At 43.7% G+C, this 23,978-nt stretch carries 29 protein-coding genes and 4 tRNA genes; all 33 read left to right on the plus strand.

Going from position 1 to position 23,978, the window contains the following annotated elements:
- Window positions 1-105 precede the first annotated feature (105 nt).
- The 33 genes from AAA938_RS01615 (at window position 106) to rpsH (ending at window position 23,977) form a co-directional block, all read left to right on the plus strand.
- Window positions 106-188: transfer RNA gene (locus AAA938_RS01615), tRNA-Tyr, on the plus strand.
- Between the two features lie 70 nt (window positions 189-258).
- A tRNA-Gly gene (locus AAA938_RS01620) sits at window positions 259-331 on the plus strand.
- Window positions 332-361: 30 nt separating this feature from the next.
- Window positions 362-433 (plus strand) — tRNA-Thr (locus tag AAA938_RS01625).
- A gap of 57 nt (window positions 434-490) precedes the next feature.
- Window positions 491-1,678 carry an elongation factor Tu gene (gene tuf / locus AAA938_RS01630; RefSeq protein WP_338221008.1) on the plus strand — a complete coding sequence of 396 codons (1,188 nt, stop codon included), beginning with the start codon at window positions 491-493 and terminating at the stop codon, window positions 1,676-1,678.
- A gap of 112 nt (window positions 1,679-1,790) precedes the next feature.
- Window positions 1,791-1,861, plus strand: a tRNA-Trp gene (locus AAA938_RS01635).
- 15 nt (window positions 1,862-1,876) lie between these two features.
- Window positions 1,877-2,065: a preprotein translocase subunit SecE gene (secE, locus tag AAA938_RS01640; RefSeq protein ID WP_338221302.1), complete on the plus strand. Its 189-nt coding sequence runs from the start codon at window positions 1,877-1,879 to the stop codon at window positions 2,063-2,065.
- Between the two features lie 13 nt (window positions 2,066-2,078).
- Window positions 2,079-2,636 carry a transcription termination/antitermination protein NusG gene (nusG, locus tag AAA938_RS01645; protein WP_338221007.1) on the plus strand — a complete coding sequence of 186 codons (558 nt, stop codon included), beginning with the start codon at window positions 2,079-2,081 and terminating at the stop codon, window positions 2,634-2,636.
- A 3-nt stretch (window positions 2,637-2,639) separates the two neighbouring features.
- Window positions 2,640-3,083 carry a 50S ribosomal protein L11 gene (rplK, locus tag AAA938_RS01650; RefSeq protein ID WP_338226898.1) on the plus strand — a complete coding sequence of 148 codons (444 nt, stop codon included), beginning with the start codon at window positions 2,640-2,642 and terminating at the stop codon, window positions 3,081-3,083.
- A 10-nt stretch (window positions 3,084-3,093) separates the two neighbouring features.
- Window positions 3,094-3,792: a 50S ribosomal protein L1 gene (gene rplA, locus AAA938_RS01655; protein ID WP_338221005.1), complete on the plus strand. Its 699-nt coding sequence runs from the start codon at window positions 3,094-3,096 to the stop codon at window positions 3,790-3,792.
- Between the two features lie 2 nt (window positions 3,793-3,794).
- On the plus strand, window positions 3,795-4,334 hold the full coding sequence (rplJ, locus tag AAA938_RS01660) for a 50S ribosomal protein L10 (protein WP_338226899.1): 540 nt from the start codon (window positions 3,795-3,797) through the stop codon (window positions 4,332-4,334).
- Between the two features lie 44 nt (window positions 4,335-4,378).
- A complete protein-coding gene (gene rplL / locus AAA938_RS01665) occupies window positions 4,379-4,765 on the plus strand; it encodes a 50S ribosomal protein L7/L12 (protein WP_338221003.1) in 387 nt (128 codons plus the stop codon).
- Window positions 4,766-4,921: 156 nt separating this feature from the next.
- Window positions 4,922-8,797 (plus strand): DNA-directed RNA polymerase subunit beta, encoded by a 3,876-nt coding sequence (gene rpoB / locus AAA938_RS01670; protein ID WP_338226900.1) that lies wholly within the window; start codon window positions 4,922-4,924, stop codon window positions 8,795-8,797.
- A gap of 47 nt (window positions 8,798-8,844) precedes the next feature.
- Window positions 8,845-13,158 carry a DNA-directed RNA polymerase subunit beta' gene (gene rpoC, locus AAA938_RS01675; protein WP_338226901.1) on the plus strand — a complete coding sequence of 1,438 codons (4,314 nt, stop codon included), beginning with the start codon at window positions 8,845-8,847 and terminating at the stop codon, window positions 13,156-13,158.
- 64 nt (window positions 13,159-13,222) lie between these two features.
- Window positions 13,223-13,537 (plus strand): DUF3467 domain-containing protein, encoded by a 315-nt coding sequence (locus AAA938_RS01680; protein WP_338221000.1) that lies wholly within the window; start codon window positions 13,223-13,225, stop codon window positions 13,535-13,537.
- A 98-nt stretch (window positions 13,538-13,635) separates the two neighbouring features.
- Window positions 13,636-14,049, plus strand: coding sequence for a 30S ribosomal protein S12 (gene rpsL / locus AAA938_RS01685; RefSeq protein WP_338220999.1), 414 nt, complete (start codon window positions 13,636-13,638; stop codon window positions 14,047-14,049).
- 19 nt (window positions 14,050-14,068) lie between these two features.
- The gene (gene rpsG / locus AAA938_RS01690; RefSeq protein ID WP_067544568.1) at window positions 14,069-14,536 is read left to right on the plus strand and encodes a 30S ribosomal protein S7; all 468 of its coding nucleotides are present in this window, start codon (window positions 14,069-14,071) and stop codon (window positions 14,534-14,536) included.
- 5 nt (window positions 14,537-14,541) lie between these two features.
- Window positions 14,542-16,662 (plus strand): elongation factor G, encoded by a 2,121-nt coding sequence (gene fusA, locus AAA938_RS01695; protein ID WP_338226902.1) that lies wholly within the window; start codon window positions 14,542-14,544, stop codon window positions 16,660-16,662.
- An 11-nt stretch (window positions 16,663-16,673) separates the two neighbouring features.
- Window positions 16,674-16,979: a 30S ribosomal protein S10 gene (rpsJ, locus tag AAA938_RS01700; RefSeq protein WP_024284766.1), complete on the plus strand. Its 306-nt coding sequence runs from the start codon at window positions 16,674-16,676 to the stop codon at window positions 16,977-16,979.
- A gap of 244 nt (window positions 16,980-17,223) precedes the next feature.
- Entirely contained in the window at window positions 17,224-17,856 is a 633-nt protein-coding gene (rplC, locus tag AAA938_RS01705; protein ID WP_338220997.1) for a 50S ribosomal protein L3, read from the plus strand.
- Window positions 17,857-17,859: 3 nt separating this feature from the next.
- Window positions 17,860-18,489, plus strand: a complete 630-nt coding sequence (gene rplD, locus AAA938_RS01710) for a 50S ribosomal protein L4 (RefSeq protein ID WP_338220996.1) — start codon at window positions 17,860-17,862, stop codon at window positions 18,487-18,489.
- Between the two features lie 4 nt (window positions 18,490-18,493).
- Window positions 18,494-18,781: a 50S ribosomal protein L23 gene (rplW, locus tag AAA938_RS01715; protein ID WP_338220995.1), complete on the plus strand. Its 288-nt coding sequence runs from the start codon at window positions 18,494-18,496 to the stop codon at window positions 18,779-18,781.
- 13 nt (window positions 18,782-18,794) lie between these two features.
- Window positions 18,795-19,619: a 50S ribosomal protein L2 gene (gene rplB, locus AAA938_RS01720; protein WP_338226903.1), complete on the plus strand. Its 825-nt coding sequence runs from the start codon at window positions 18,795-18,797 to the stop codon at window positions 19,617-19,619.
- A gap of 2 nt (window positions 19,620-19,621) precedes the next feature.
- Window positions 19,622-19,900, plus strand: coding sequence for a 30S ribosomal protein S19 (gene rpsS / locus AAA938_RS01725; RefSeq protein ID WP_026953267.1), 279 nt, complete (start codon window positions 19,622-19,624; stop codon window positions 19,898-19,900).
- A 2-nt stretch (window positions 19,901-19,902) separates the two neighbouring features.
- Entirely contained in the window at window positions 19,903-20,295 is a 393-nt protein-coding gene (gene rplV / locus AAA938_RS01730) for a 50S ribosomal protein L22 (RefSeq protein WP_338226904.1), read from the plus strand.
- A gap of 9 nt (window positions 20,296-20,304) precedes the next feature.
- A complete protein-coding gene (gene rpsC / locus AAA938_RS01735) occupies window positions 20,305-21,039 on the plus strand; it encodes a 30S ribosomal protein S3 (RefSeq protein WP_338226905.1) in 735 nt (244 codons plus the stop codon).
- A 25-nt stretch (window positions 21,040-21,064) separates the two neighbouring features.
- A complete protein-coding gene (gene rplP / locus AAA938_RS01740) occupies window positions 21,065-21,484 on the plus strand; it encodes a 50S ribosomal protein L16 (protein WP_338220991.1) in 420 nt (139 codons plus the stop codon).
- A 9-nt stretch (window positions 21,485-21,493) separates the two neighbouring features.
- Window positions 21,494-21,676: a 50S ribosomal protein L29 gene (gene rpmC / locus AAA938_RS01745; protein WP_338220990.1), complete on the plus strand. Its 183-nt coding sequence runs from the start codon at window positions 21,494-21,496 to the stop codon at window positions 21,674-21,676.
- 19 nt (window positions 21,677-21,695) lie between these two features.
- Entirely contained in the window at window positions 21,696-21,959 is a 264-nt protein-coding gene (gene rpsQ / locus AAA938_RS01750) for a 30S ribosomal protein S17 (protein WP_338220989.1), read from the plus strand.
- Between the two features lie 2 nt (window positions 21,960-21,961).
- Window positions 21,962-22,330 (plus strand): 50S ribosomal protein L14, encoded by a 369-nt coding sequence (rplN, locus tag AAA938_RS01755; protein WP_026953273.1) that lies wholly within the window; start codon window positions 21,962-21,964, stop codon window positions 22,328-22,330.
- Between the two features lie 2 nt (window positions 22,331-22,332).
- On the plus strand, window positions 22,333-22,677 hold the full coding sequence (gene rplX, locus AAA938_RS01760) for a 50S ribosomal protein L24 (RefSeq protein ID WP_338226906.1): 345 nt from the start codon (window positions 22,333-22,335) through the stop codon (window positions 22,675-22,677).
- Window positions 22,670-23,227, plus strand: coding sequence for a 50S ribosomal protein L5 (gene rplE / locus AAA938_RS01765; RefSeq protein WP_338220987.1), 558 nt, complete (start codon window positions 22,670-22,672; stop codon window positions 23,225-23,227). Before rplX ends, rplE begins: the two co-directional genes overlap by 8 nt.
- Before the next feature lie 2 nt (window positions 23,228-23,229).
- On the plus strand, window positions 23,230-23,499 hold the full coding sequence (gene rpsN, locus AAA938_RS01770) for a 30S ribosomal protein S14 (protein ID WP_026953276.1): 270 nt from the start codon (window positions 23,230-23,232) through the stop codon (window positions 23,497-23,499).
- A gap of 82 nt (window positions 23,500-23,581) precedes the next feature.
- Window positions 23,582-23,977, plus strand: coding sequence for a 30S ribosomal protein S8 (rpsH, locus tag AAA938_RS01775; protein ID WP_338220986.1), 396 nt, complete (start codon window positions 23,582-23,584; stop codon window positions 23,975-23,977).
- Window position 23,978: the final 1 nt, after the last annotated feature.

Raw genomic sequence — 23,978 nt, forward strand, 5'->3', positions numbered from 1 at the left:
AAACCTTTTTTATCATACACCCTTTGATACTTTGTCAAAAGGCTATAATTTTGCCATCCGTTAAGGTTACAAGGGCACAAAAAGCCTGAAAATTTTAACGCAGTTGGGGGAATACCAAAGCGGCCAACTGGGACGGACTGTAAATCCGTTGACTTATGTCTTCACAGGTTCGAATCCTGTTTCCCCCACACAATTGCTGAATTGCAAAATTTTTTTCTAGTTTTGCAGGGCAAAAAAAATCCGGAGTTCCGGAAACAAGCGGGAGTAGCTCAGTTGGTAGAGCGGCAGCCTTCCAAGCTGCAGGTCGCGGGTTCGAGCCTCGTCTCCCGCTCTGTGCTTTTATAAGCACTGAGAAGTGAAAGCCGACGTAGCTCAGGGGTAGAGTACTTCCTTGGTAAGGAAGGGGTCACGGGTTCAAATCCCGTCGTTGGCTCAACACGAAAATTATTATCTAAACATATCTTTAAACTTAAACTGAGGATTTTCACGCATGGCAAAAGCAACATTCGACCGTTCCAAGCCGCACGTTAACATCGGTACGATTGGACACGTAGACCATGGCAAAACAACTTTGACTGCCGCCATTACTACCGTTTTGGCAAAAAAAGGTCTTTCTGAAATGAGAGATTTCTCTTCTATCGACAACGCTCCTGAAGAGAAAGAAAGAGGTATCACTATCAATACCTCACACGTAGAATATCAGACTGAAAAGAGACACTACGCTCACGTAGACTGTCCTGGTCACGCTGACTACGTTAAGAACATGGTAACTGGTGCTGCTCAGATGGACGGTGCTATCCTAGTGGTAGCCGCTACAGACGGACCTATGCCTCAAACTAGAGAGCACATCCTTTTGGCTCGTCAGGTAGGTGTACCTGCACTAGTTGTTTTCTTGAACAAAGTTGACATGGTGGACGACCCTGAATTGCTTGAGCTTGTTGAAATGGAAGTTAGAGAATTGCTTTCTTTCTACGAATTCGACGGTGACAATATTCCAGTTATCGCTGGTTCTGCTCTTGGAGCATTGAACGGTGAAGACAAGTGGGTTGACACAGTTATGCAATTGATGGATGCTGTTGATTCTTACATTCCACTTCCTGAGCGTTTGATCGACAAAGACTTCTTGATGCCTGTTGAAGACGTATTCTCTATCACTGGTAGAGGTACCGTAGCTACTGGTAGAATTGAAAGAGGTATCATCAACTCTGGTGATCCTGTGGATATCATCGGTATGGGTGCTGAAGGCCTTAAGTCTACAGTAACTGGTGTTGAGATGTTCCGTAAGATCCTTGATAGAGGTGAAGCTGGTGACAACGTAGGTTTGTTGTTGAGAGGTATTGAAAAATCTCAAATCAAGCGTGGTATGATCATCTGTAAGCCAGGTTCTGTGAAGCCTCACGCTCACTTTAAGGCTGAAGTTTACGTACTTTCTAAGGAAGAAGGTGGACGTCACACTCCATTCTTCAACAAGTACAGACCTCAGTTCTACTTGAGAACTACAGACGTAACCGGCGAAATCAAACTTCCAGAAAACGTGGAAATGGTTATGCCAGGTGACAACGTAACTATCGAAGTAAACTTGCTTTCTGCAGTAGCTTTGGAAAAAGGTTTGAGATTCGCAATCCGTGAAGGTGGCCGTACAGTAGGTGCCGGACAGGTTACTGAAATCTTGGACTAATCCTCCGATAGATAAATTAACGATGCGATCCCGAAATATTTTTTGGGATCGCATTTGTTTCTAAAGACATTATCCCTAATTTTGCGTTCCCTTTTGGGGAGCGTTCATTCACACGGGCATAGTTCAATGGCAGAATAGCGGTCTCCAAAACCGTTGATGGGAGTTCGAATCTCTCTGCCCGTGCAGCAGTTATTGACTATGAATCTTAAAAACTTTGTCCTCGAATCAGTTGATGAAATGAAAAACAAGGTCACTTGGCCTAAGTATTCATTTCTTCAGAATAGTGCCGTATTGGTATTGGTAGCATCTCTCATCTTTGCCTTGTTTATCGGGGTAATTGATCTGGGATTCGAAAATGTCATGACATGGTTTTATGATTTATTTTAATTGACATTACAGAATGGCTGAACATAAATGGTACGTCCTCAGAGTAGTAGCAGGGCAGGAAAAAAAGACGAAGACTTATCTGGAGAATGAAATTTTCCGGCAGAAGATCGAGGAATTTATTCCTGAAGTCCTGATTCCCTCTGAGAAAGTGTACGAGATGCGCAACGGCAAAAAGCGTGTAAGAGAAAGAAACTTCTTTCCTGGTTACGTTTTGGTCAATGCGGATCTTTCTAATGGTGAAGCCAATCACGTAATAACGAGTATTCCGGGAGTAATCGGTTTTCTTGGATCAAACCAGGGGGGAGCTTCCAAAACCCCTGAACCATTACGACAATCTGAAGTCAACCGTATCTTAGGTAAGGTTGAAGAGATTGATGAGTTTGCCGAGAAGCAGGATACACCATTTATAGTCGGAGAGGCCGTAAAGGTAATGGACGGTCCTTTCAGTGGATTCACCGGAACAATTGAGGAGATATTTGAGGAGAAGAAGAAGCTTAATGTTATGGTTAAGATCTTCGGCCGAAATACTCCAGTAGAGTTAAACTTTATACAAGTAGAAAAACAAGACTAAGCAATGGCTAAGGAAATCACTGGTTATGTAAAACTACAGGTGAAAGGTGGCCAGGCTAACCCGTCGCCTCCAGTAGGTCCAGCTCTTGGTTCCAAGGGTTTGAACATCATGGAGTTCTGTAAGCAGTTCAATGCACGTACCCAAGACAAAATGGGCATCGTGCTTCCTGTACTGATTACGGTGTATTCTGACAAATCTTTTGATTTTGTGGTAAAAACTCCTCCAGCTGCAAACATGCTGTTGGAAGCTGCAAAAGTTAAGGGAGGTTCTGCGGAACCAAACAGAAAGAAAGTAGGATCTGTCACTTGGGATCAAGTGAGAGCGATTGCTGAGACGAAAATGCCTGACCTGAATGCTTTCAAAGTAGAATCTGCCATGAAAATGGTGGCTGGTACTGCACGAAGCATGGGTATCACAGTATCTGGTAAAGCCCCTTGGGAAGTATAAATAAAAAACAATGGCTAAGTTAACAAAAAAGCAAAAAGAAGCTCTTTCGAAGTACGACCCAAGCCAAATGTACTCCCTCGAGGCTGCTTCTTCACTGGTTAAGGAAATTACCATGACCAAATTTGACGCTTCTGTAGACGTCGATGTCCGATTGGGTGTCGATCCTAGAAAAGCGGATCAAATGGTAAGAGGGGTTGTTGCCCTTCCTCATGGTACTGGCAAAGACATCAAAGTATTGGTGCTTTGTACTCCTGACAAAGTTGCAGAAGCCACCGAAGCAGGTGCAGATTACGTAGGTTTGGACGATTACATTGCCAAAATCGAAGGCGGATGGACTGACGTAGACGTCATCATCACTATGCCTAACGTCATGGCAAAGGTAGGTAGATTAGGTAGAGTATTGGGCCCTAGAGGTTTGATGCCCAATCCTAAATCAGGAACCGTTACTCTAGAAGTAGGTAAGGCGGTAAAAGAAGTGAAAGCAGGTAAAATTGATTTCAAAGTAGACAAGTTTGGAATCATTCATGCCGGTGTCGGAAAAGTATCTTTCACCCCTCAGCAAATTGAGGACAACGTAAAGGAACTTATTATGACCATTTCTAAGCTGAAGCCTTCTTCTGCAAAAGGGACATATTTCAAAAGTATTCATCTTTCCAGCACCATGTCTCCTGGTATTTCAGTGGACAAGGGAAGCATTCAAGGTATATAATCATGACTAGAGACGAGAAAAAAGTTGTAATCGACGGTCTGACTGATAAGTTTAGGGAAACCCCTTTCTTCTATATCACCGATGCGTCTGGATTTAGTGTAGCTCAAATCAACGCCTTCAGAAGAACCTGTTTCGAAAAAGGTGTAGAGTATAGAGTTTACAAGAATACATTGATCAAGAAAGCTTTGGAGAATCTGGATGCAGATTATACCAAGCTTGTTGACGGTGCCCTTAAAGGGTTTTCAGGAATAATCTTCTCAAAGGAAAATGGAAATCTTCCTGCGAAAGTACTTCTTGACTTCAGAAAAAAATTGGGTAAAAAGGAAACTAGACCTGTATTCAAAGGTGCTGGAATCGACTCGGATGTCATCCTAGGCGAGAACAACCTCGAGATGCTGTCCAACCTCAAATCCAAGCAAGAGTTGCTGGGCGACCTTATCGGATTGCTTCAGTCTCCTGCAAGAAACCTTATCTCTGCTCTGCAGTCCGGTCAAAACAACATCACTGGTGTGTTGAAGACTTTGGCAGAAAAAGAGGCTTAATATTCTTATCAAATCATCAAAAACAAAATTAACTAATTAATACAATGGCAGATCTTACACAACTTGCAGAACAGTTGGTAAACTTGACTGTAAAAGAAGTAAAAGAATTGACAGATATCCTTAAGGATCAGTATGGTATCGAGCCTGCTGCAGCTGGTGCTGTAGTAATGGCTGGCGGTGCTGCTGCTGGTGGAGGGGAAGCTGCTGCTGAAGAAGAAAAGACTTCTTTCGACGTAATCCTTAAAGCTGCTGGTGCTCAGAAATTGGCAGTTGTGAAGCTGGTTAAAGAATTGACCGGTCTAGGATTGAAAGATGCTAAAGATCTTGTTGATGCAGCTCCTAAGCCTTTGAAAGAAGGTATCGCTAAGGACGAAGCTGAGGCTTTGAAGAAGTCTCTTGAAGAAGCTGGCGCTGAAGTAGAGATTAAATAATTTGGTACTCCCTCGCCTTTAGGTAAGGGAGTAACCTTAAGACCTGACTAAAATAGTCAGGTCTTTTCCTGTTTATGCACAGGTTAAAAATTGCATTATTCTAAGCGAAAATTGTCGCTTTTCAATAAGAAATTTCACTATAAACAATACACTACCTTGGCTATCAAGAATCAAACCGTAAGGAAAAGTTTCTCCTCCATTAAGGTGGTCAAAGACTATCCTGATTTTCTCGATATTCAGCTGCAATCCTTTAAGGATTTCTTTCAGCTGGATACTCCTGCTGAGAAGAGAAGAGCAGATGGGTTATTCAAAGTTTTCGCCGAAAACTTCCCGATTAGTGATTCCAGAGAAAACTTCACTTTGGAATTCATCGATTATGCTGTAGATCCGCCTAAATATAGTGTGGAAGAATGCATCGACCGTGGATTGACGTATTCTGTTCCTTTGAAAGCAAAGCTGAGATTGCTTTGCCATGATGAGGATAATGAGGATTTCGAAACTATCGAACAGGAAGTTTTCTTAGGCAATTTGCCCTACATGACTGAAAAAGGTTCCTTTGTGATCAATGGTGCCGAGCGAGTCATTGTGTCTCAGCTTCATCGTTCTCCTGGAGTATTTTTTGCGCAAAGCAAACACACCAACGGAACCAAGCTTTATTCTGCCCGAATTATTCCTTTCAAAGGTTCTTGGATCGAATTTGCGACTGACATTAATAACGTCATGTATGCCTATATCGACCGGAAGAAGAAGTTTCCGGTGACTACTCTTCTTCGTGCAATTGGCTACGGTTCTGATAAAGACATCTTGGATCTTTTTGGTCTTTCTGAGGAAGTTTCTGCCACCAAGACTGCTTTGAAAAAAGTAGCCGGAAGAAAGCTTGCCGCAAGGGTTTTGAGAACCTGGGTAGAAGATTTCGTGGATGAGGATACCGGTGAGGTAGTGTCCATCGACAGAAATGAGGTATTGCTCGAAAGAGATACCATCCTGACAGAAGAGGATATTGAAATGATCTTGGATTCTGGTTCTAAGTCCATCATTCTCCATAGAGAAGATGTGAACGTGGCCGACTTCTCCATCATTTACAATACCCTTCAAAAAGATAACTCAAACTCTGAAAAAGAGGCAGTTGAGGTTATCTACAGACAATTGAGAAATACTGAAGCACCTGATGAGGCTACTGCTCGTGAGGTGATCAACAGTTTGTTCTTCTCTGACAAGCGCTATGACTTGGGAGAGGTAGGACGATATAGAATAAACAAAAAGCTGGGACTGGAAATCGAGCCAGAGAAAATCGTATTGACGAAGGAAGATATCATCTCCATCGTGAAATATTTGATCGGTTTGATCAACTCCAAGGCAGTAGTTGATGATATTGACCACTTGTCTAACAGACGTGTCCGTACAGTTGGTGAGCAGTTGTACAGCCAGTTTGGGGTAGGTTTGGCAAGAATGGCCAGAACTATCCGTGAAAGAATGAACGTTCGTGACAATGAAGACTTTAAACCAGTCGACTTGATCAATGCACGTACACTTTCATCCGTGATCAATTCCTTCTTTGGAACTAACCAGCTTTCTCAGTTTATGGACCAAACTAATCCATTGGCTGAGTTGACTCACAAGAGAAGACTTTCAGCTTTGGGTCCAGGTGGACTTTCCAGAGAAAGAGCCGGTTTCGAAGTTCGAGACGTCCACTACACACACTATGGCCGTCTGTGTACTATCGAAACTCCAGAAGGACCAAACATTGGTTTGATCTCATCCCTATGTGTTCACGCCAAAGTGAACTCAATGGGCTTCTTGGAGACTCCTTACCGCAAAGTAGAAAATGGAAAAGTAGGAATGAGCACTGAAGATATCGTGTTCCTGACTGCTGAAGAAGAAGATAATAACAACATCGCTCAGGCCAATGCTCCATTGGATCCTGCCGGTAAGTTTGTCAACGAAAAAGTAAAAGCGCGTTTTGAAGGTGATTTCCCTGTTTTGGATCCAAGTGAGATCTCATACATGGATGTGGCACCAAACCAAATCGTATCCGTGGCAGCTTCTTTGATCCCATTCTTGGAGCACGATGATGCTAACAGAGCCTTGATGGGATCAAACATGCAGCGTCAGGCGGTTCCTTTGCTGAGACCAGAAGCTCCGATTGTGGGTACTGGTTTGGAAGGAAAAGCAGCTATCGACTCCAGAGCATTGATCATCGCTGAGGCAAACGGTGTGGTTGATTATGTAGACGCCAAGAAAATCACCATTAAGTACGACCTATCTCAGGACGAACTTTTGGTCAACTTCACTGACGAATACAAGACTTATGATCTAATCAAATTCAGAAGAACCAACCAAGACACTACAATCAACTTGACTCCTTTGGTATTGAAAGGAGAAAGAGTAGAGAAAGGTCAGGTCTTGGTAGAAGGGTATTCTACAAATAATGGTGAGTTGGCTTTGGGTAAAAACCTGAAGGTAGCTTACATGCCTTGGCAAGGATACAACTTCGAGGATGCGATCGTAATCTCCGAAAGAGTGGTTCGTGAAGATATCTTTACTTCCATTCACGTAGAAGAATTCCAACTTGAAGTAAGAGATACCAAGCGAGGTGAGGAAGAATTGACTTCTGAAATCCCTAACGTTTCAGAGGAAGCGGTTAAGCATTTGGACGAAAACGGTATCATCCGAATCGGTGCTGAGGTAAAAGAGGGAGATATCATCATTGGTAAGATTACTCCAAAAGGTGAAACCGATCCAACTCCTGAAGAAAAACTCCTTAGAGCGATCTTCGGTGATAAGGCCGGTGACGTGAAGGATGCTTCTTTGAAGGCATCTCCTTCCCTGAATGGGGTGGTAATCGAAACCAAACTTTTCTCCAGACCTAAGAAAGACAAAGATGTCCGAGCTAAAGCCAAGGCTGAGGTAGAAAAGCTCAAGGCTAAGTATTCCAAGGATCTTTTGGGTATCCGTGCCCGAATGATCAACAAATTGGTCACTTTGCTAGATGGCAAGACTTCTCAGGGAGTAAAGCACAAGTTTGGTGATGAAATCATCAGCAAAGGCGTGAAGTTCAACCAAAAGAATATTGAGAACAACCTTTTCCCTGCTAAGAACCCTTACAGAGATGAGTCAAACTACAATGTTCCTGAGGAAGCCAACTTGATTTCAGACATCATTTTGGATGATTGGACCGAAGATGCACACACCAATTCTCTTATCGTTCAGTTGGTGAAAAACTACACCAACGCCCGAAACGAGATATCTGGTAACTTTAAGCGTGAGAGATTTACACTGGAAGTTGGAGATGAATTGCCTGCAGGAATCGTTCAGCTAGCCAAGGTTTACATTGCTAAGAAGAGAAAACTGAAAGTAGGGGATAAGATGGCCGGCCGTCACGGTAACAAGGGTATTGTGGCCCGAATCGTTCGTGACGAAGACATGCCATTCTTGGAAGACGGAACTCCAATGGATATCGTATTGAACCCACTTGGTGTACCTTCCCGAATGAATATCGGACAGATCTTCGAAACTGTTTTGGCTTGGGCTGGACAGAAGATGGGCAAAAAATATGCGACCCCAATATTTGACGGAGCTTCTTTGGAAGAAGTATCTGCTGAGTTGGAGGCTGCAGGATTGCCAGCTTATGGACGTACCTATCTCTACGACGGATTGACTGGACACAAGTTTGACCAGCCTGTTACCGTAGGTATTGCCTACATGCTGAAGCTGGGTCACTTGGTAGATGATAAGATGCACGCCAGATCTATCGGACCATACTCTTTGATCACACAGCAGCCTTTGGGTGGTAAAGCCCAGTTTGGTGGCCAGCGATTTGGAGAGATGGAAGTATGGGCTTTGGAAGCATTTGGAGCATCTCATGTCCTTCAGGAAATCCTAACCGTAAAGTCTGATGACGTAATCGGTAGGGCTAAAGCATACGAAGCGATCGTGAAAGGTGAAAACCTTCCTAAACCAAACATTCCTGAATCATTCAATGTATTGGTTCATGAATTGAGAGGTTTGGCTCTTGAAATTACCTTGGATTAATTTGGCTCATAGGGCGGGCAACCGCCCTGAAAATATCTCAAAACATTATGTCGTTTAGAAAAAATAAAAAACTCAACAACGATTTTTCCCGAGTTACGATCAGCTTGGCCTCTCCAGAATCAATTTTGGATAGCTCCAATGGTGAAGTAACCCAGCCGGAAACCATCAACTACAGAACCTACAAACCAGAAATGGGAGGTTTGTTCTGTGAGCGGATTTTCGGTCCTGTGAAAGACTGGGAGTGTCATTGTGGCAAATACAAAAGAATCCGATACAAAGGCATCATCTGTGATCGATGCGGTGTAGAGGTGACTGAGAAAAAGGTCCGTCGTGAGCGAATGGGCCATATTGAGCTAGTTGTACCAGTAGCTCATATCTGGTATTTCAAGTCTCTTCCCAATAAGATTGGGTACCTGCTAGGTCTTCCGACCAAAAAGCTGGACCAAATTGTTTACTATGAGCGATATGTAGTTGTTCAGGCGGGTATTAAGGCGGAAGAAGGAGTTCAATACTTGGACTTCCTTACTGAAGATGAATACCTGGACATCATGGACAAACTTCCAAAGGAAAACCACATGTTGGATGACGATGATCCGAACAAGTTCATCGCCAAGATGGGTGCAGAGGCTTTGGAAATGCTGTTGGCGAGACTGGATTTGGATGATCTTTCTTACTCTCTTCGTCATCAGGCAGCTACAGATACTTCTCAGCAGAGAAAAGCTGAAGCCTTGAAGCGCTTGAAGGTAGTAGAAGCATTCCGTGATGCAAGAACCCGTATCGAAAACCGCCCTGAGTGGATGGTAGTGAGAATGGTTCCTGTTATTCCACCAGAATTGCGTCCATTGGTGCCTTTGGATGGTGGTAGATTCGCTACTTCTGACTTGAATGACTTGTACAGAAGGGTAATCATCCGAAACAACCGATTGAAGCGATTGATCGATATCAAGGCTCCTGAGGTGATTTTGAGAAATGAAAAGCGAATGCTCCAGGAAGCTGTAGATTCTCTATTCGACAATTCAAGAAAAGTAAATGCGGTAAGAGCAGATGGTAACCGTGCTTTGAAGTCCCTTTCTGATATGCTGAAAGGAAAGCAAGGCCGATTCCGTCAAAACCTACTCGGTAAGCGTGTGGATTACTCCGGTCGATCTGTAATCGTCGTAGGTCCAGAATTGAAACTTCATGAGTGTGGTCTTCCTAAAAATATGGCGGCTGAGCTTTTCAAGCCATTTATCATCAGAAAGCTGATCGAAAGAGGTATTGTTAAGACCGTTAAATCTGCTAAGAAAATTGTAGATCGCAAAGACCCTGTGGTTTGGGATATCCTGGAAAATGTATTGAAAGGACACCCTGTTCTTTTGAACCGTGCCCCAACCCTTCACAGATTGGGTATTCAGGCCTTCCAGCCAAAGTTGATCGAAGGAAAAGCGATCCAGTTGCACCCATTGGTGTGTACGGCGTTCAACGCTGACTTTGACGGTGACCAAATGGCCGTTCACGTGCCACTAGGGCATGAGGCTATTTTGGAAGCGTCTACCTTGATGCTTTCTGCCCACAATATTCTCAACCCTGCCAACGGTGCGCCGATCACTGTACCTTCTCAGGACATGGTTTTGGGCTTGTATTATGTGACCAAAGGGAAAAAATCCACTCCTGAAGAGCCTGTAGCAGGTGAGGGAATGACTTTCTACTCTCAAGAAGAAGTTATTATCGCACTTAATGAAGGCCAAATCTCCAAGCATGCACATATCAAGTGTAAAGTGAAGGTGAGAACAGGAGAAGGTGAGATTTCAGAGCAAATTATCGAAACTGTCGCTGGCCGATTGATTTTCAATCAGTTTGTGCCAGAGGAAGTAGGATATGTGAATGAGCTTTTGACCAAGAAAAAGCTTCAGCAGATCATTGCAGAGGTAGTAAAGGTTTGTGGTATTGCGAGAACTGCTCAGTTCTTGGACGACATCAAGAATCTAGGATTCCAGATGGCCTACCAGGGCGGCCTTTCTATGGGCTTGAACGATGTAATCATCCCTGACGAAAAAGAGCCAATGATCGCTAAGGCCAAAGAGGAAGTGGACCAGGTATGGAACAACTACCTCATGGGTCTGATCACCGACAACGAACGATATAACCAAGTAATTGATATTTGGACTCGTACCAACTCTCATTTGACTAACAATCTGATGAAGAAAATGGAGGAGGACAAGCAAGGATTCAATGCCATCTACATGATGATGCACTCAGGAGCTCGAGGTTCCAGAGAGCAAATCCGTCAGTTGGGCGGTATGAGAGGTCTGATGGCTAAGCCGCAGAAAAACCTTCAAGGTTCAGTAGGTGAAATCATCGAAAACCCAATCCTTTCCAACTTCAAGGAAGGTCTGGATGTATTGGAATACTTCATCTCTACTCACGGTGCACGTAAAGGTCTTGCCGATACGGCTTTGAAAACTGCCGATGCGGGTTATTTGACTCGTCGATTGGTAGACGTTGCTCAGGATATGATCGTGACCGAAGAGGACTGCGGTACTTTGAGAGGGCTGGTAGTTCAGCCTTTGAAGGACAACGACGAAATCGTTGAACCACTTTCTGAGCGTATTCTTGGAAGAGTATCAGTACACGACGTTTATGATCCGGTTTCTGACGAATTGATCGTTCCAGCAGGTGTTGAAATCACAGATGAAATTGCCAAAATGGTAGATGAATCTGCCATCGAGGAAGTTGAAATCCGTTCTGTATTGACTTGCGAGACACGTAGAGGAGTTTGCTCAAAGTGTTATGGTAGAAATCTTGCTACAGGAAAGATGGTGCAAGCAGGTGAATCAGTGGGTGTAATTGCAGCCCAGTCTATCGGTGAGCCAGGTACTCAATTGACTTTGAGAACCTTCCACGTAGGGGGTACTGCATCCAACATGGCAGTAGATGCAAGCATCAACGCCAAGTTTGAAGGGGTGATCGAGTTTGATGAGGAATTGAGATTTATCGAGACCACCAACAGAGACGGTGAACCAACCACAGTAGTGATGGGCCGTTCCGGTGAAATCAAAATCAATGATGCCAAGTCTGGTAAGACGCTCGTTTCCAACCACGTGCCTTATGGTGCTGTGTTGAACGTGAAAGACGGACAGAAAATAGCCAAGGGTGAATCCTTGTGTACTTGGGATCCATATAATGCGGTTATCCTTTCTGAATTTGACGGAAACGTTGAATTCGAAGCGATCGTAGAAGGAATCACCTACAAGGAAGTAGCCGATGATCAGACTGGTTTCCGTGAGAAAGTAATCATTGAATCCAAGGATAGAACCAAAAACCCTGCGATTGTGGTCAACTACGGAGAAGATGCGAAAGCATACAATATTCCGGTAGGGGCTCACTTGGCAGTGGAAGCTGGTGATAAAGTGAAATCTGGTCAAATCCTTGTGAAGATTCCTAGATCTGTGGGTAAAACCCGGGATATCACCGGTGGTCTTCCACGGGTAACCGAACTCTTCGAAGCAAGAAATCCTTCCAATCCGGCCGTAGTTTCTGAAATCGACGGAGTGGTATCTTACGGAGGTATCAAGAGAGGTAACCGTGAAATCGTCATTGAATCCAAAGATGGCGTGATCAAAAAATACATGGTTTCTCTTTCCAAGCACATCTTGGTTCAGGAAAATGACTTTATCCGCGCAGGCGAGCCGTTGTCTGATGGGGCAATTACTCCAAATGACATTCTTGCTATCAAAGGACCAACTGCGGTTCAGGAATACCTAGTTAATGAAATCCAGGAAGTTTACAGACTTCAAGGGGTGAAGATCAACGATAAGCACATTGAGGTGATTGTATCTCAGATGATGCAAAAAGTTGAAATTCTTGACGCAGGTGATACCAACTTCTTGCAGGGTCAAGTGGTGGACAAGTGGGCATTCCGTGAGGAAAACGACAATATCTTGGACAAAAAAGTGGTGATGGACGCGGGTGATTCCTCTACCTTGAAGCCAGGTATGATCATTTCTGCCAGAAGATTGAGAGATGAAAACTCCAGTCTGAAAAGAAAAGATTTGAAGCTGGTTCAAGTGAGAGATGCAGAAACTGCAGTTTCCAAACCAACTCTTCAGGGTATCACAGCAGCCTCTTTAGGTACAGAAAGCTTCATTTCTGCAGCTTCCTTCCAGGAGACTACTAAAGTACTCTCCGAAGCAGCTATCCGTGGAAAGCGTGATGAACTGCTCGGTTTGAAAGAAAATGTAATCGTTGGTCACCTGATTCCTGCAGGTACTGGACAGAGAAGATTGCAAAATCTAATTGTCGGTTCCAAAGAGGAATACGAGAAACTTTCCGAAAACATGGAAAGAGCTACCTCAAAAAAATCAAGTGAGGCCATCCTTTAAATAAAGAAAAATTGAACCCGAAAGGCCTGTATCTCAAGTACAGGCCTTTTTTAATCTCAAAACTATGGAAGACAACAAAAGACCTGATCAGCAGATCAATGTGGAGTTATCCGAAGAGGTAGCCGAAGGTATTTATTCCAATCTAGCCATGATTGCTCATTCCAATTCGGAATTTGTGATTGATTTTATCCGCCTAATGCCAGGAGTACCCAAAGCAAAAGTGAAAAGCAGAATCATTGTTACCCCGGATCATGCCAAGCGATTATTGGCTGCTTTGAAGGATAATATCGAGAAATATGAGGCTGCTTTTGGAAAGATAAATCCAAGCGGAGGGGCACCTTCTTTTCCCATTTCCTTTGGAACACCGGGAGAAGCTTAAGAAAAATATAACTGCTTAATTTTGTTACTCTTATTACTTCTTGTACCTTTGCAGTCCAAAAATTAACAGTTTACAGCAAAACTAAATATTATCAGTTAATGCCTACTATTCAACAGTTAGTAAGAAAAGGTAGAAATACACTGGAATTCAAGTCAAAGTCTCGCGCTTTGGACGCATGTCCTCAGCGAAGAGGGGTTTGTACCAGAGTATATACTACAACCCCAAAGAAGCCTAACTCTGCAATGAGAAAGGTGGCAAGGGTAAGATTGACCAACGGAAAAGAAGTGAATGCCTACATTCCGGGTGAAGGTCACAATCTACAGGAACACTCTATCGTATTGATCAGAGGTGGTCGTGTGAAGGATCTTCCAGGAGTAAGATATCACATCATCCGTGGTGCATTGGACACCGCAGGAGTAAAAGACCGTAAGCAAGGTCGCTCCAAGTATGGTGCTAAAAGACCTAAAGCTGGAAAAGGCGCACCTGCTGCAGCTCCAGGCAAGAAGAAATAACAAAACGTTTTAAAAAGAAATGAGAAAAGCGAAACCAAAGAAGAGATATATTCTTCCTGACCCAAAGTTCAATGATACTTTGGTCACCAAGTTTGTAAACTGTCTAATGATCGACGGGAAGAAGAGTATTGCTTACAACATTTTCTATGATGCAGTAGCAAAAGTAGAATCCAAAGTAGGTGAGAATGGTCTTGAAGTTTGGAAAAAGGCGCTTAACAATATTGCTCCATCCGTTGAGGTGAAGAGTCGTAGAGTTGGTGGTGCTACTTTCCAGGTTCCAATGGAAGTGAGACCTGAAAGAAAGATGTCCCTTGGAATCAAGTGGATGATCACCTATGCTCGTAAAAGAGGTGAGAAAACCATGATGGATAGACTAGCCGGTGAAATCATCGCAGCTGCAAAAGGCGAAGGTGCCGCAGTGAAGAAGAAAGATGATACACACAGAATGGCCGAAGCCAACAAAGCATTCTCACACTTTAGATTTTAATCCCGATGGCAAGAGACTTAAAATATACTAGAAATATCGGTATCGCTGCTCACATTGATGCCGGTAAAACGACTACCACTGAGCGAATTCTTTTTTATGCGGGTGTTTCCCACAAAATCGGGGAAGTGCACGATGGTGCTGCCACGATGGACTGGATGGCTCAGGAGCAGGAAAGAGGGATTACCATCACCTCTGCAGCTACTACCGTATTTTGGAACTACCGAGACCAAAAATACAATGTGAACATTATCGATACCCCGGGTCACGTAGACTTTACTGTTGAAGTTAACCGTTCCCTTCGGGTATTGGATGGCTTGGTGTTCTTGTTCAGTGCAGTAGATGGTGTGGAGCCTCAGTCTGAGACCAACTGGAGATTGGCTGATAATTACAATGTAGCACGAATCGGTTTCGTCAATAAGATGGACCGTGCAGGTGCTAACTTTTTGGAAGTTTGCAAGCAAGTGAAAGATATGCTTGGCAGCTATGCTGTTCCTTTGCAGATTCCAATCGGTGCAGAAGATAAGTTCCGAGGTGTTGTTGATTTGATCAACAACAGAGGAATTATCTGGAACGAGCACGACATGGGAATGACCTATGAGGTAGTTCCGATTCCTGAAGACTTGCAGGAAGAAGCAGCGCAGTGGAGAGAGCACTTGCTTGAAGCTGTAGCTGAGTACGACGAGTCTTTGATGGAGAAATTCTTTGACGATCCAGATTCTATTTCTGAAGAAGAAATTCTCACTGCTTTGAGAAAAGCAACAATTGACATGAAGATCGTTCCTATGGTTTGTGGTTCTTCTTTCAAAAACAAAGGAGTTCAGACCATGCTTGATTTGGTGATGGAATTGCTTCCTTCTCCATTGGATAAGGACGATATCATTGGTCATGCTTTGGACAATGAAGAGCAGGAAGTAAGAATCGCTCCAGATGAGAAAGAACCTTTCACAGGTCTTGCGTTCAAAATTGCCACTGACCCATTCGTAGGTAGACTTTGCTTTGTAAGAGCTTACTCAGGTGTTCTTGAATCCGGTTCTTATGTATTCAACAGCCGTTCAGGAAATAAGGAGCGTATCTCCCGAGTATTCCAAATGCACGCAAATAAGCAAAACCAAATCGAAAGATTGGTGGCAGGGGATATCGGAGCGGTAGTAGGCTTTAAAGATATCAAGACCGGTGATACGCTTTGTGACGAAAAGCGCAAAGTAGTATTGGAATCTATGATCTTCCCTGAGCCAGTTATCGGTTATGCAATTGAGCCTAAGACTCAAGCTGACGTGGATAAATTGGGTATGGCGATTGCCAAATTGGTGGAAGAAGATCCTACACTTCAGGTAAACACCGACCACGAAACTGGTCAGACGATCTTGAGAGGTATGGGTGAGCTTCACCTGGAAATCATCATCGATCGATTGAAGAGAGAATTCAAAGTAGAAATCAACCAAGGTGCACCTCAGGTTGCTTACAAAGAAGCTTTGTTTGGCAATGTGGAGCACAAAGAAGTCTACAAGAAGCAGACAGGTGGTAAGGGTAAATTTGCTGATATCGTATTCGAATTGGGTCCGAGAGAAGCAGATGCAGAAACCGGCGAAATTAAGCCAGGCTTGGACTTTGTCAATGGTATCGTGGGTGGTGTGATTCCTAAGGAATTTATCCCAGCTATCCAGAAAGGATTTAACGAAGCCATGAAAAACGGTCCTTTGGCCGGCTATCCAATCGAATCCATGAAAGTAAGATTGTTCCACGGTTCATTCCACGATGTGGACTCCGATGCGCTTTCTTTCGAATTGGCAGCAAGAATTGGATTTAAAGAGGCAGCCAAAAAGTGTAAGCCTCAGCTTTTGGAACCAATCATGTCCGTGGACGTGGTGACTCCAGATGAGTACACAGGTCCTATCACCGGTGACTTAAACAGAAGAAGAGGTTTGATGAAAGGAATGGATACCAAGGGTACCTCTACCGTAGTCAGAGCAGCTGTTCCTTTGTCTGAGTTGTTCGGTTACGTAACTGACTTGAGAACGATCTCTTCCGGTAGAGCGACTGCGTCCCTGACCTTCTCTCACTACGAGCCAGTTCCAAGCAATATTGCGGAAACAGTGATTGCCAAAGTAAAAGGTGAAAAAGCCTAATCTTTAAGAAAATGAATCAGAAAATCAGAATAAAACTAAAATCATACGATCATAGCCTGGTGGACAAGTCATCAGAGAAGATCGTGAAGGCAGTAAAGGCCACAGGCGCTGTAGTAGTAGGTCCTATTCCTTTGCCTACCAAGAAAGAGAAGTTTACCGTGTTGAAATCCCCACACGTAAACAAGAAAGCTAGAGATCAATACCAGCTTTGTACTTATAAGAGATTGGTAGATATCTACTCCAACTCTTCTAAGACGGTGGATGCACTCATGAAAATTGAGCTTCCAAGCGGTGTGGATGTAGAGATCAAAGTTTGATTGGCTCTGAAACCTTCCTTCAAAAGGCCTGCAAATCATGCAGGTCTTTTGTTTTTTTGGGCAATTAAAAAATTTTCGTTGGCTGGAGGCATGAAACTTGGGCTTTGGCCAATCATTTTTTTCTAATTGTTTGAAAATATTAGAGTTGGGATTTGCTGCCAAATTTTATTTCAGTAACTTTGCAGTCCTTAAAAAGGGCCCAAGCGCATAAATGCTTGTGGATTATCAAATTATCTTATTTAAGATGTCTGGTATTATAGGTAAAAAAGTCGGAATGACTAGCATCTTCAGTGCCGATGGACGTAATGTCGCATGCACGCTAATCGAAGCTGGTCCTTGCGTAGTGACGCAAGTAAAAAACGTTGAAACAGACGGGTACAACGCAGTGCAGTTGGGGTTTGGTGAGCGAAAGGAGAAAAACACTCCTAAGCCATTGATGGGCCATTTCAAAAAGGCCGGCACCACTCCAAAGCAGAAAGTTGTTGAGTTCCGTGATTTCCGGGTCGAATTTGAAGGCCAGGTAAATCTAGGGGCTACAGTGAAAGCTGGTGAAGTATTTGTTGAGGGCGACTTTGTTGACGCCATCGGTACTTCTAAAGGTAAAGGATTTCAGGGGGTAGTAAAGCGTCATGGTTTTGGCGGTGTGGGTGGACAAACTCACGGTCAGCACAACAGACAGAGACACCCAGGTTCCATTGGTGCATGTTCTTGGCCTTCCCGAGTATTCAAGGGAATGAGAATGGCTGGAAGAACAGGAGGAGACAGAGTAAAGGTGATCAACCTTCGTGTGTTGAAAATCTACCCTGAGCAAAACCTCTTGTTGGTTTCTGGTTCAGTGCCTGGTCCAAAAAATTCATTTGTTATTCTGGAGAAGTAAGCCATGGAATTAGCAGTAATTAATCATCAAGGACAAGATACAGGTAGAAAGGTGACTCTTTCGGACGAGATTTTTGCAATCGAGCCCAATGACAATGCCATCTATCTGGACGTGAAACAATACCTGGCCAATCAGAGACAGGGAACTCACAAGTCAAAAGAAAGAAATGAAGTAGCAGGTTCTACCAAAAAGATCAAGAAGCAAAAGGGTACCGGTGGTGCACGTGCAGGATCTTTGAAGTCCCCGCTTTTCAGAGGTGGAGGTAGAGTATTTGGCCCTAAGCCAAGAGACTATTCCTTCAAATTGAATAAGAAAATGAAGCAGTTGGCTAGAAAGTCTGCCCTTTCTTATAAGGTAAAAGACAACAGCCTAGTGGTTTTGGAAGATCTTTCATTCGAGGCTCCAAAGACTAAAAGCTACATCGCATTGCTTAATGGACTTGCTCTAGCTGACAAAAAGACCCTTTTGGTACTTCCAGAAGACAATAAGAATGTCTTCTTGTCCAGCAGAAACCTTCCTAAGGCGAAAGTAGTCACTGTGAATGATGTCAATACTTATCAGCTTCTTCACGCAGATCACTTGGTGTTGTGCGAAGGTTCTGTAAGTAAGTTGGAAACCATTTTATCGAAATAAGACAATGGAGATTCTGAAACAGCCTTTGATTACAGAGAAGATCTCAGGACTTAACGAAAAGGGAGTATACGGATTCATCGTAGAAAAAACCGCAGATAAGCTTCAGATCAAGAATGCTGTAGAAAAGACCTATGGCGTGAAAGTAGTGTCTATTCGCACCATGCGATATGCTGCGAAGCATAAGACCAGATATACTAAGAATAGAATCGTATCAGGCTTCACCAATTCCTTCAAAAAGGCAATTGTACAGGTAGCTGACGGTGAGGTGATTGATTTTTACGGAGAAATTTAATTGAATCAATATCATGGCAATTAAAAAATTAAGGCCTGTAACTCCGGGAACCCGATTCAGAGTAGCTCCAGCTTTCGACGAAATCACTTCGTCCAAGCCAGAGAAATCTTTGATCGCTCCTTTGAAGAAATCAGGCGGTAGAAATAATGAAGGCAAAATGACTGCCCGTTACATCGGTGGTGGTCATAAGAGAAGACTGAGAATTGTAGACTTCCAAAGAAACAAGTTTGGTGTACCAGCGACTGTAAAGGCGATCGAGTACGATCCAAACAGAACAGCACGTCTTGCCCTACTTTACTATGCAGACGGAGCTAAAGCCTACATTATCGCCCCGGAAGGTTTGCAAGTAGGACAAACAGTGATTTCCGGAGAGAAAGTTGCTCCAGAAGTGGGCAACGCCATGCAAATGGTGAATATTCCAATGGGTACCATTGTACACAATGTGGAATTGAAGCCAGGTAAAGGTGGAGCATTGGCTAGAAGTGCTGGTGGATACGCTCAGATCGTTGCTAGAGATGGCAAGTATGTGACCGTTAAGCTTCCTTCTGGTGAAATGAGATTGGTTTTGGGAGTATGTATGGCTACAGTTGGAACAGTTTCCAACGGTGATCATATGAACGTAGTCTTGGGCAAAGCAGGTCGTAAGAGATGGCTAGGCGTAAGACCACGAACCAGAGGTGTAGCAATGAACCCAGTCGATCACCCAATGGGTGGTGGTGAAGGTAGATCCTCCGGTGGTCACCCAAGATCCAGAAAAGGTCTTCTTGCCAAGGGTAAGAAAACCAGATCCCCTAAGAAGTATTCAAACAAGTTTATCGTTAGCAAAAGATCTAAATAAACATGGCACGATCATTAAAAAAAGGTCCTTATATCGAGCACCACTTGGTAAAGAAAGTAGACGCCATGAACGAGTCGGGCAAGAAATCTGTCATCAAGACCTGGTCAAGAAGATCAATGATTTCCCCGGATTTCGTAGGCCACACCTTCGCTGTGCATAACGGTAACAAGTTTATTCCTGTTTTTGTCACTGACAACATGGTAGGCCACAAGTTGGGCGAATTTGCTCCTACGAGAAATTTCCGTGGCCACGTTGCTAAAAAAGATAAAGGAAAGAGATAATCATGGAAGCAATAGCAAGATTACGAAATGTTCCTACCTCCCCGCGCAAAATGCGCCTGGTTGCTGATCTCGTGAGAGGCAAGCGAGTGGGAATGGCTTTGAGCCTGTTGAAATACACGCCAAATCATGGAGCTCTCAGACTGGAGAAATTACTTCTCTCAGCAGTTGCCAACTGGCAAGCCAAGAATCCTGATGCCAAGCTGGAAGAGGCTGATCTATACATCAAAACCATCATGGTAGACGAGGGTAGATCCTTGAAAAGACTCAGACCTGCTCCTCAGGGTAGAGGTCACAGAATCCGTAAAAGATCCAATCATGTAACCCTCGTTGTTGATGCATTCAACTCTGGAGAAGTTACCGCTGATTTTGAAGAATTAAACGAAAAGGCAAATTAAGAAAAGACTATGGGACAAAAGATTAACCCAATAGGATTTAGACTTGGTGTAGTTAAAGGCTGGGATTCCAACTGGTATGGTGGAAAAGACTTTGCTGATAAACTATACGAAGATCAGCAAATCCGAAAGTATGTCCTTGCCAGAATCCCTAAAGGCGGTATCTCCAAGGTGATCATTGAGCGTACGCTTAAAAGAATCACTTTGACTATCCACACTGCTAGACCAGGGGTAGTAATTGGTAAAGGTGGCGCCGAAGTAGATAAGCTGAAGGAAGAGTTGAAGAAAATCACTAATAAGGATATTCAAATCAACATCTTCGAAATCAAGCGTCCTGAACTGGATGCAAAGTTGGTAGGTGAATCTATCGCTCAGCAGCTTCAGGCAAGAATTTCCTTCCGCCGGGCAATGAAGCAGGCAATCGCCGCTTCCATGCGAGTAGGAGCAGAAGGAATCAAAGTAAAACTCTCCGGACGTTTGGGAGGTGCAGAAATGGCAAGATCTGAAATGTACAAGGAAGGAAGAATTCCTTTGCATACTCTGAGAGCTGACATTGACTATGCTATCTCCGAAGCCTTGACTGTCTACGGAATCATCGGTATCAAAGTATGGATATTCAAAGGTGAAGTATACGGCAAGAGAGATCTTTCTCCTAATCAGGGTGCAGCCAATGAGCCTAAGGGCCAGAGACCTGCAGGTCCTAAGGGAAGAGACAACGGTCCGAGACGAAGAAAAAGAAATAACTAATTTTCACCGTTCTAAGTGAGAAATCATGTTACAGCCAAAAAGAACTAAATATAGGAAAATGCAAAAGGGCCGTGTCAAAGGCATTGCACAAAGAGGGCATGAGCTTTCTTTTGGCAACTTTGGCATCAAATCCCTGGAGCCAGGATGGATTACTTCACGCCAGATCGAGGCAGCGCGTATTGCCATGACCCGAGCGATGAAGAGAGAAGGTCAGGTTTGGATCAGAATTTTCCCTGACAAGCCGATCACCAAAAAGCCCGCTGAGGTTCGTATGGGTAAAGGTAAAGGTGCACCAGAATATTGGGTGGCCGTTATCAAGCCAGGAACGATCCTTTTCGAAGCTACAGGCGTGAGCCTGGAGACCGCTCAGGAAGCATTGAGACTTGCGCAGCAGAAGCTACCCGTAAGTACAAGATTTGTGGTAAGAAGAGACTACGCTGAATAATCAGGAATTATGAAAAACACTGAAATCAGATCACTTGCAGCAAGTGAAATCGCCGAGCGAATAGTCGCTGAGCAGGAGAATCTAAGCAAATTGAAATTTGCCCATTCGATTTCTCCAATTGAAAATCCTAACAGAATCCGCGAGACCAAGCGTTTGATCGCAAGATTGCAGACTGCATTGGCCTCCAAATAACTAGCTAACAGAAAAGAAAATGGCTACGATTGAGAGAAATCTTCGAAAAGAAAGAATTGGTAAAGTCGTAAGCAACAACATGGATAAGTCCATTACTGTAGCTGTAGAGCGAATGGTAAAACATCCTATCTACGGTAAGTTTGTTGCCAAGACTACCAAATTTATGGCTCATGACGAGAACAACGAGTGTAACCCAGGTGACACCGTACGAATTAGCGAGACTCGTCCGCTGAGTAAGAACAAGCGTTGGAGATTAGTTGAAATTATTGAAAGGGCTAAGTAATCATGATACAGCAAGAATCCAGACTAAGTGTGGCGGACAACTCCGGTGCCAAAGAGGTATTGGTCATCCGCGTATTGGGAGGAACTAAAAAGCGATATGCTTCTATCGGTGATAAAGTAGTCGTGACTGTAAAGTCAGCCCTATCTTCCAGCAACATGAAAAAAGGTACCGTTTCCAAAGCGGTGATCGTGAGAACCAAAAAAGAAATCCGTAGAAAGGATGGTTCGTATATCAGATTCGAAGACAATGCAGCTGTGTTGTTGAACAACAACGATGAGCCTAGAGGTACCCGTATCTTCGGACCGGTTGCCCGTGAGCTTAGAGAAAAGCAGTTCATGAAGATTGTTTCCTTGGCCCCTGAAGTATTGTAATCATGGAAAGAAAATTCAATAAGCAGCCAAAGCTGCACATCAAAACTGGTGATACTGTGAAAGTAATCGCCGGAGATGACAAAGGAAAAACTGGTAAAGTACTTTCCGTAGATACCCAGAAAAGAAAGGCAATCGTAGAGGGAATCAATATGATCACCAAGCACGTGAAGCCCACTGCGGCAAAGCCACAGGGAGGTATCGAGAAGAAAGAAGCTGCTTTGCATATCAGCAACTTGATGCTGGTAGACCCTAAGACAGGTGAAGCTACCCGTACAGGACGCAAGCTCAATGAAAACGGTAAACTAGTCAGATATTCAAAGAAAACCGGGGAGGTGATCAATGGCTAATCCAAGAATGAAAGAAAAGTACCTGAACGATATCGTTCCGGCTTTGAAAGAAAAATTCCAGTACACTTCTGTAATGCAAGTGCCAAAACTTACCAAAATCGTCCTTAATAAAGGTATCGGTGCGGCAGTGGCGGATAAGAAGCTTGCTGACCAAGGGGTTGAAGAATTGTCATTGATTACTGGACAGAAGGCGGTAGCTACCAAAGCTAAAATTGCTGTCTCCAACTTTAAGTTGAGAGAAGGCATGCCTATCGGTGCCAAAGTGACCCTCAGAGGAGAAAGAATGTATGAATTTCTTGATCGTCTGATGACCGTAGCTCTTCCTCGAGTAAGAGATTTCAAAGGTGTTTCCGACAAAGGATTTGACGGAAGAGGTAACTACACCCTAGGTGTTACAGAGCAGATCATTTTCCCTGAGATTTCCATCGAAAAGGTGAACAGAATCTCCGGAATGGACATCACTTTCGTGACTACTGCAAATACAGATGAAGAAGCTTTTGCAATGTTGAAAGCTTTCGGTATGCCTTTCGTAAATAAAAACCAAGAATAATCATGGCAAAAGAGTCCATCAAAGCTCGTGAGAGAAAAAGAGAAAGACTGGTAGCCAAGTATGCCAAGAAAAGAGCTGAGCTGAAAGCAGCTGGTGACTACGAGGCCCTTGACAAGTTACCAAAGAACGCCTCTCCGGTAAGACTTCACAACAGATGCAAGCTGACCGGCCGTCCTAAAGGATACATGAGGAAGTTCGGTATCAACAGGGTTACCTTCAGAGAAATGGCAGCTGCAGGTAAGATTCCTGGTCTGACAAAGTCTAGCTGGTAAATAAAACGACAGTAGTTTTTATTCTAAAAATCAATTCGTAACTTTGCACGCCCAATTTGGGTGGTGCTAGACTAAATTTATTATGACTGATCCAATAGCCGATTATCTGACCAGATTGAGAAATGCTATCAAAGCTTCTCACAGAATCGTCGAGATCCCTGCTTCTAATATCAAGAAGGAGATTACTAAAGTATTGCACGACAAAGGATACATTCAAAACTATAAGTTTGAGCAGAATGGTCCTCAAGGCACAATCAAAATTGCGCTTAAGTACAATCCTTCTACAAAGCAGAATGCAATCGTAAGCTTGGAGCGCGTAAGTACTCCAGGTCTTAGAAAATATGCCAAGCACGATGAATTGCCACGCGTAATCAACGGCTTGGGCATCGCGATCATTTCTACCTCCAAGGGAGTAATGACTGACAAAGAAGCCCGTACCGAAGGAATCGGTGGCGAAGTACTTTGCTACGTATATTAAT

The organism is Algoriphagus taiwanensis, from assembly GCF_036245645.1.
GTDB lineage: Bacteria > Bacteroidota > Bacteroidia > Cytophagales > Cyclobacteriaceae > Algoriphagus > Algoriphagus taiwanensis.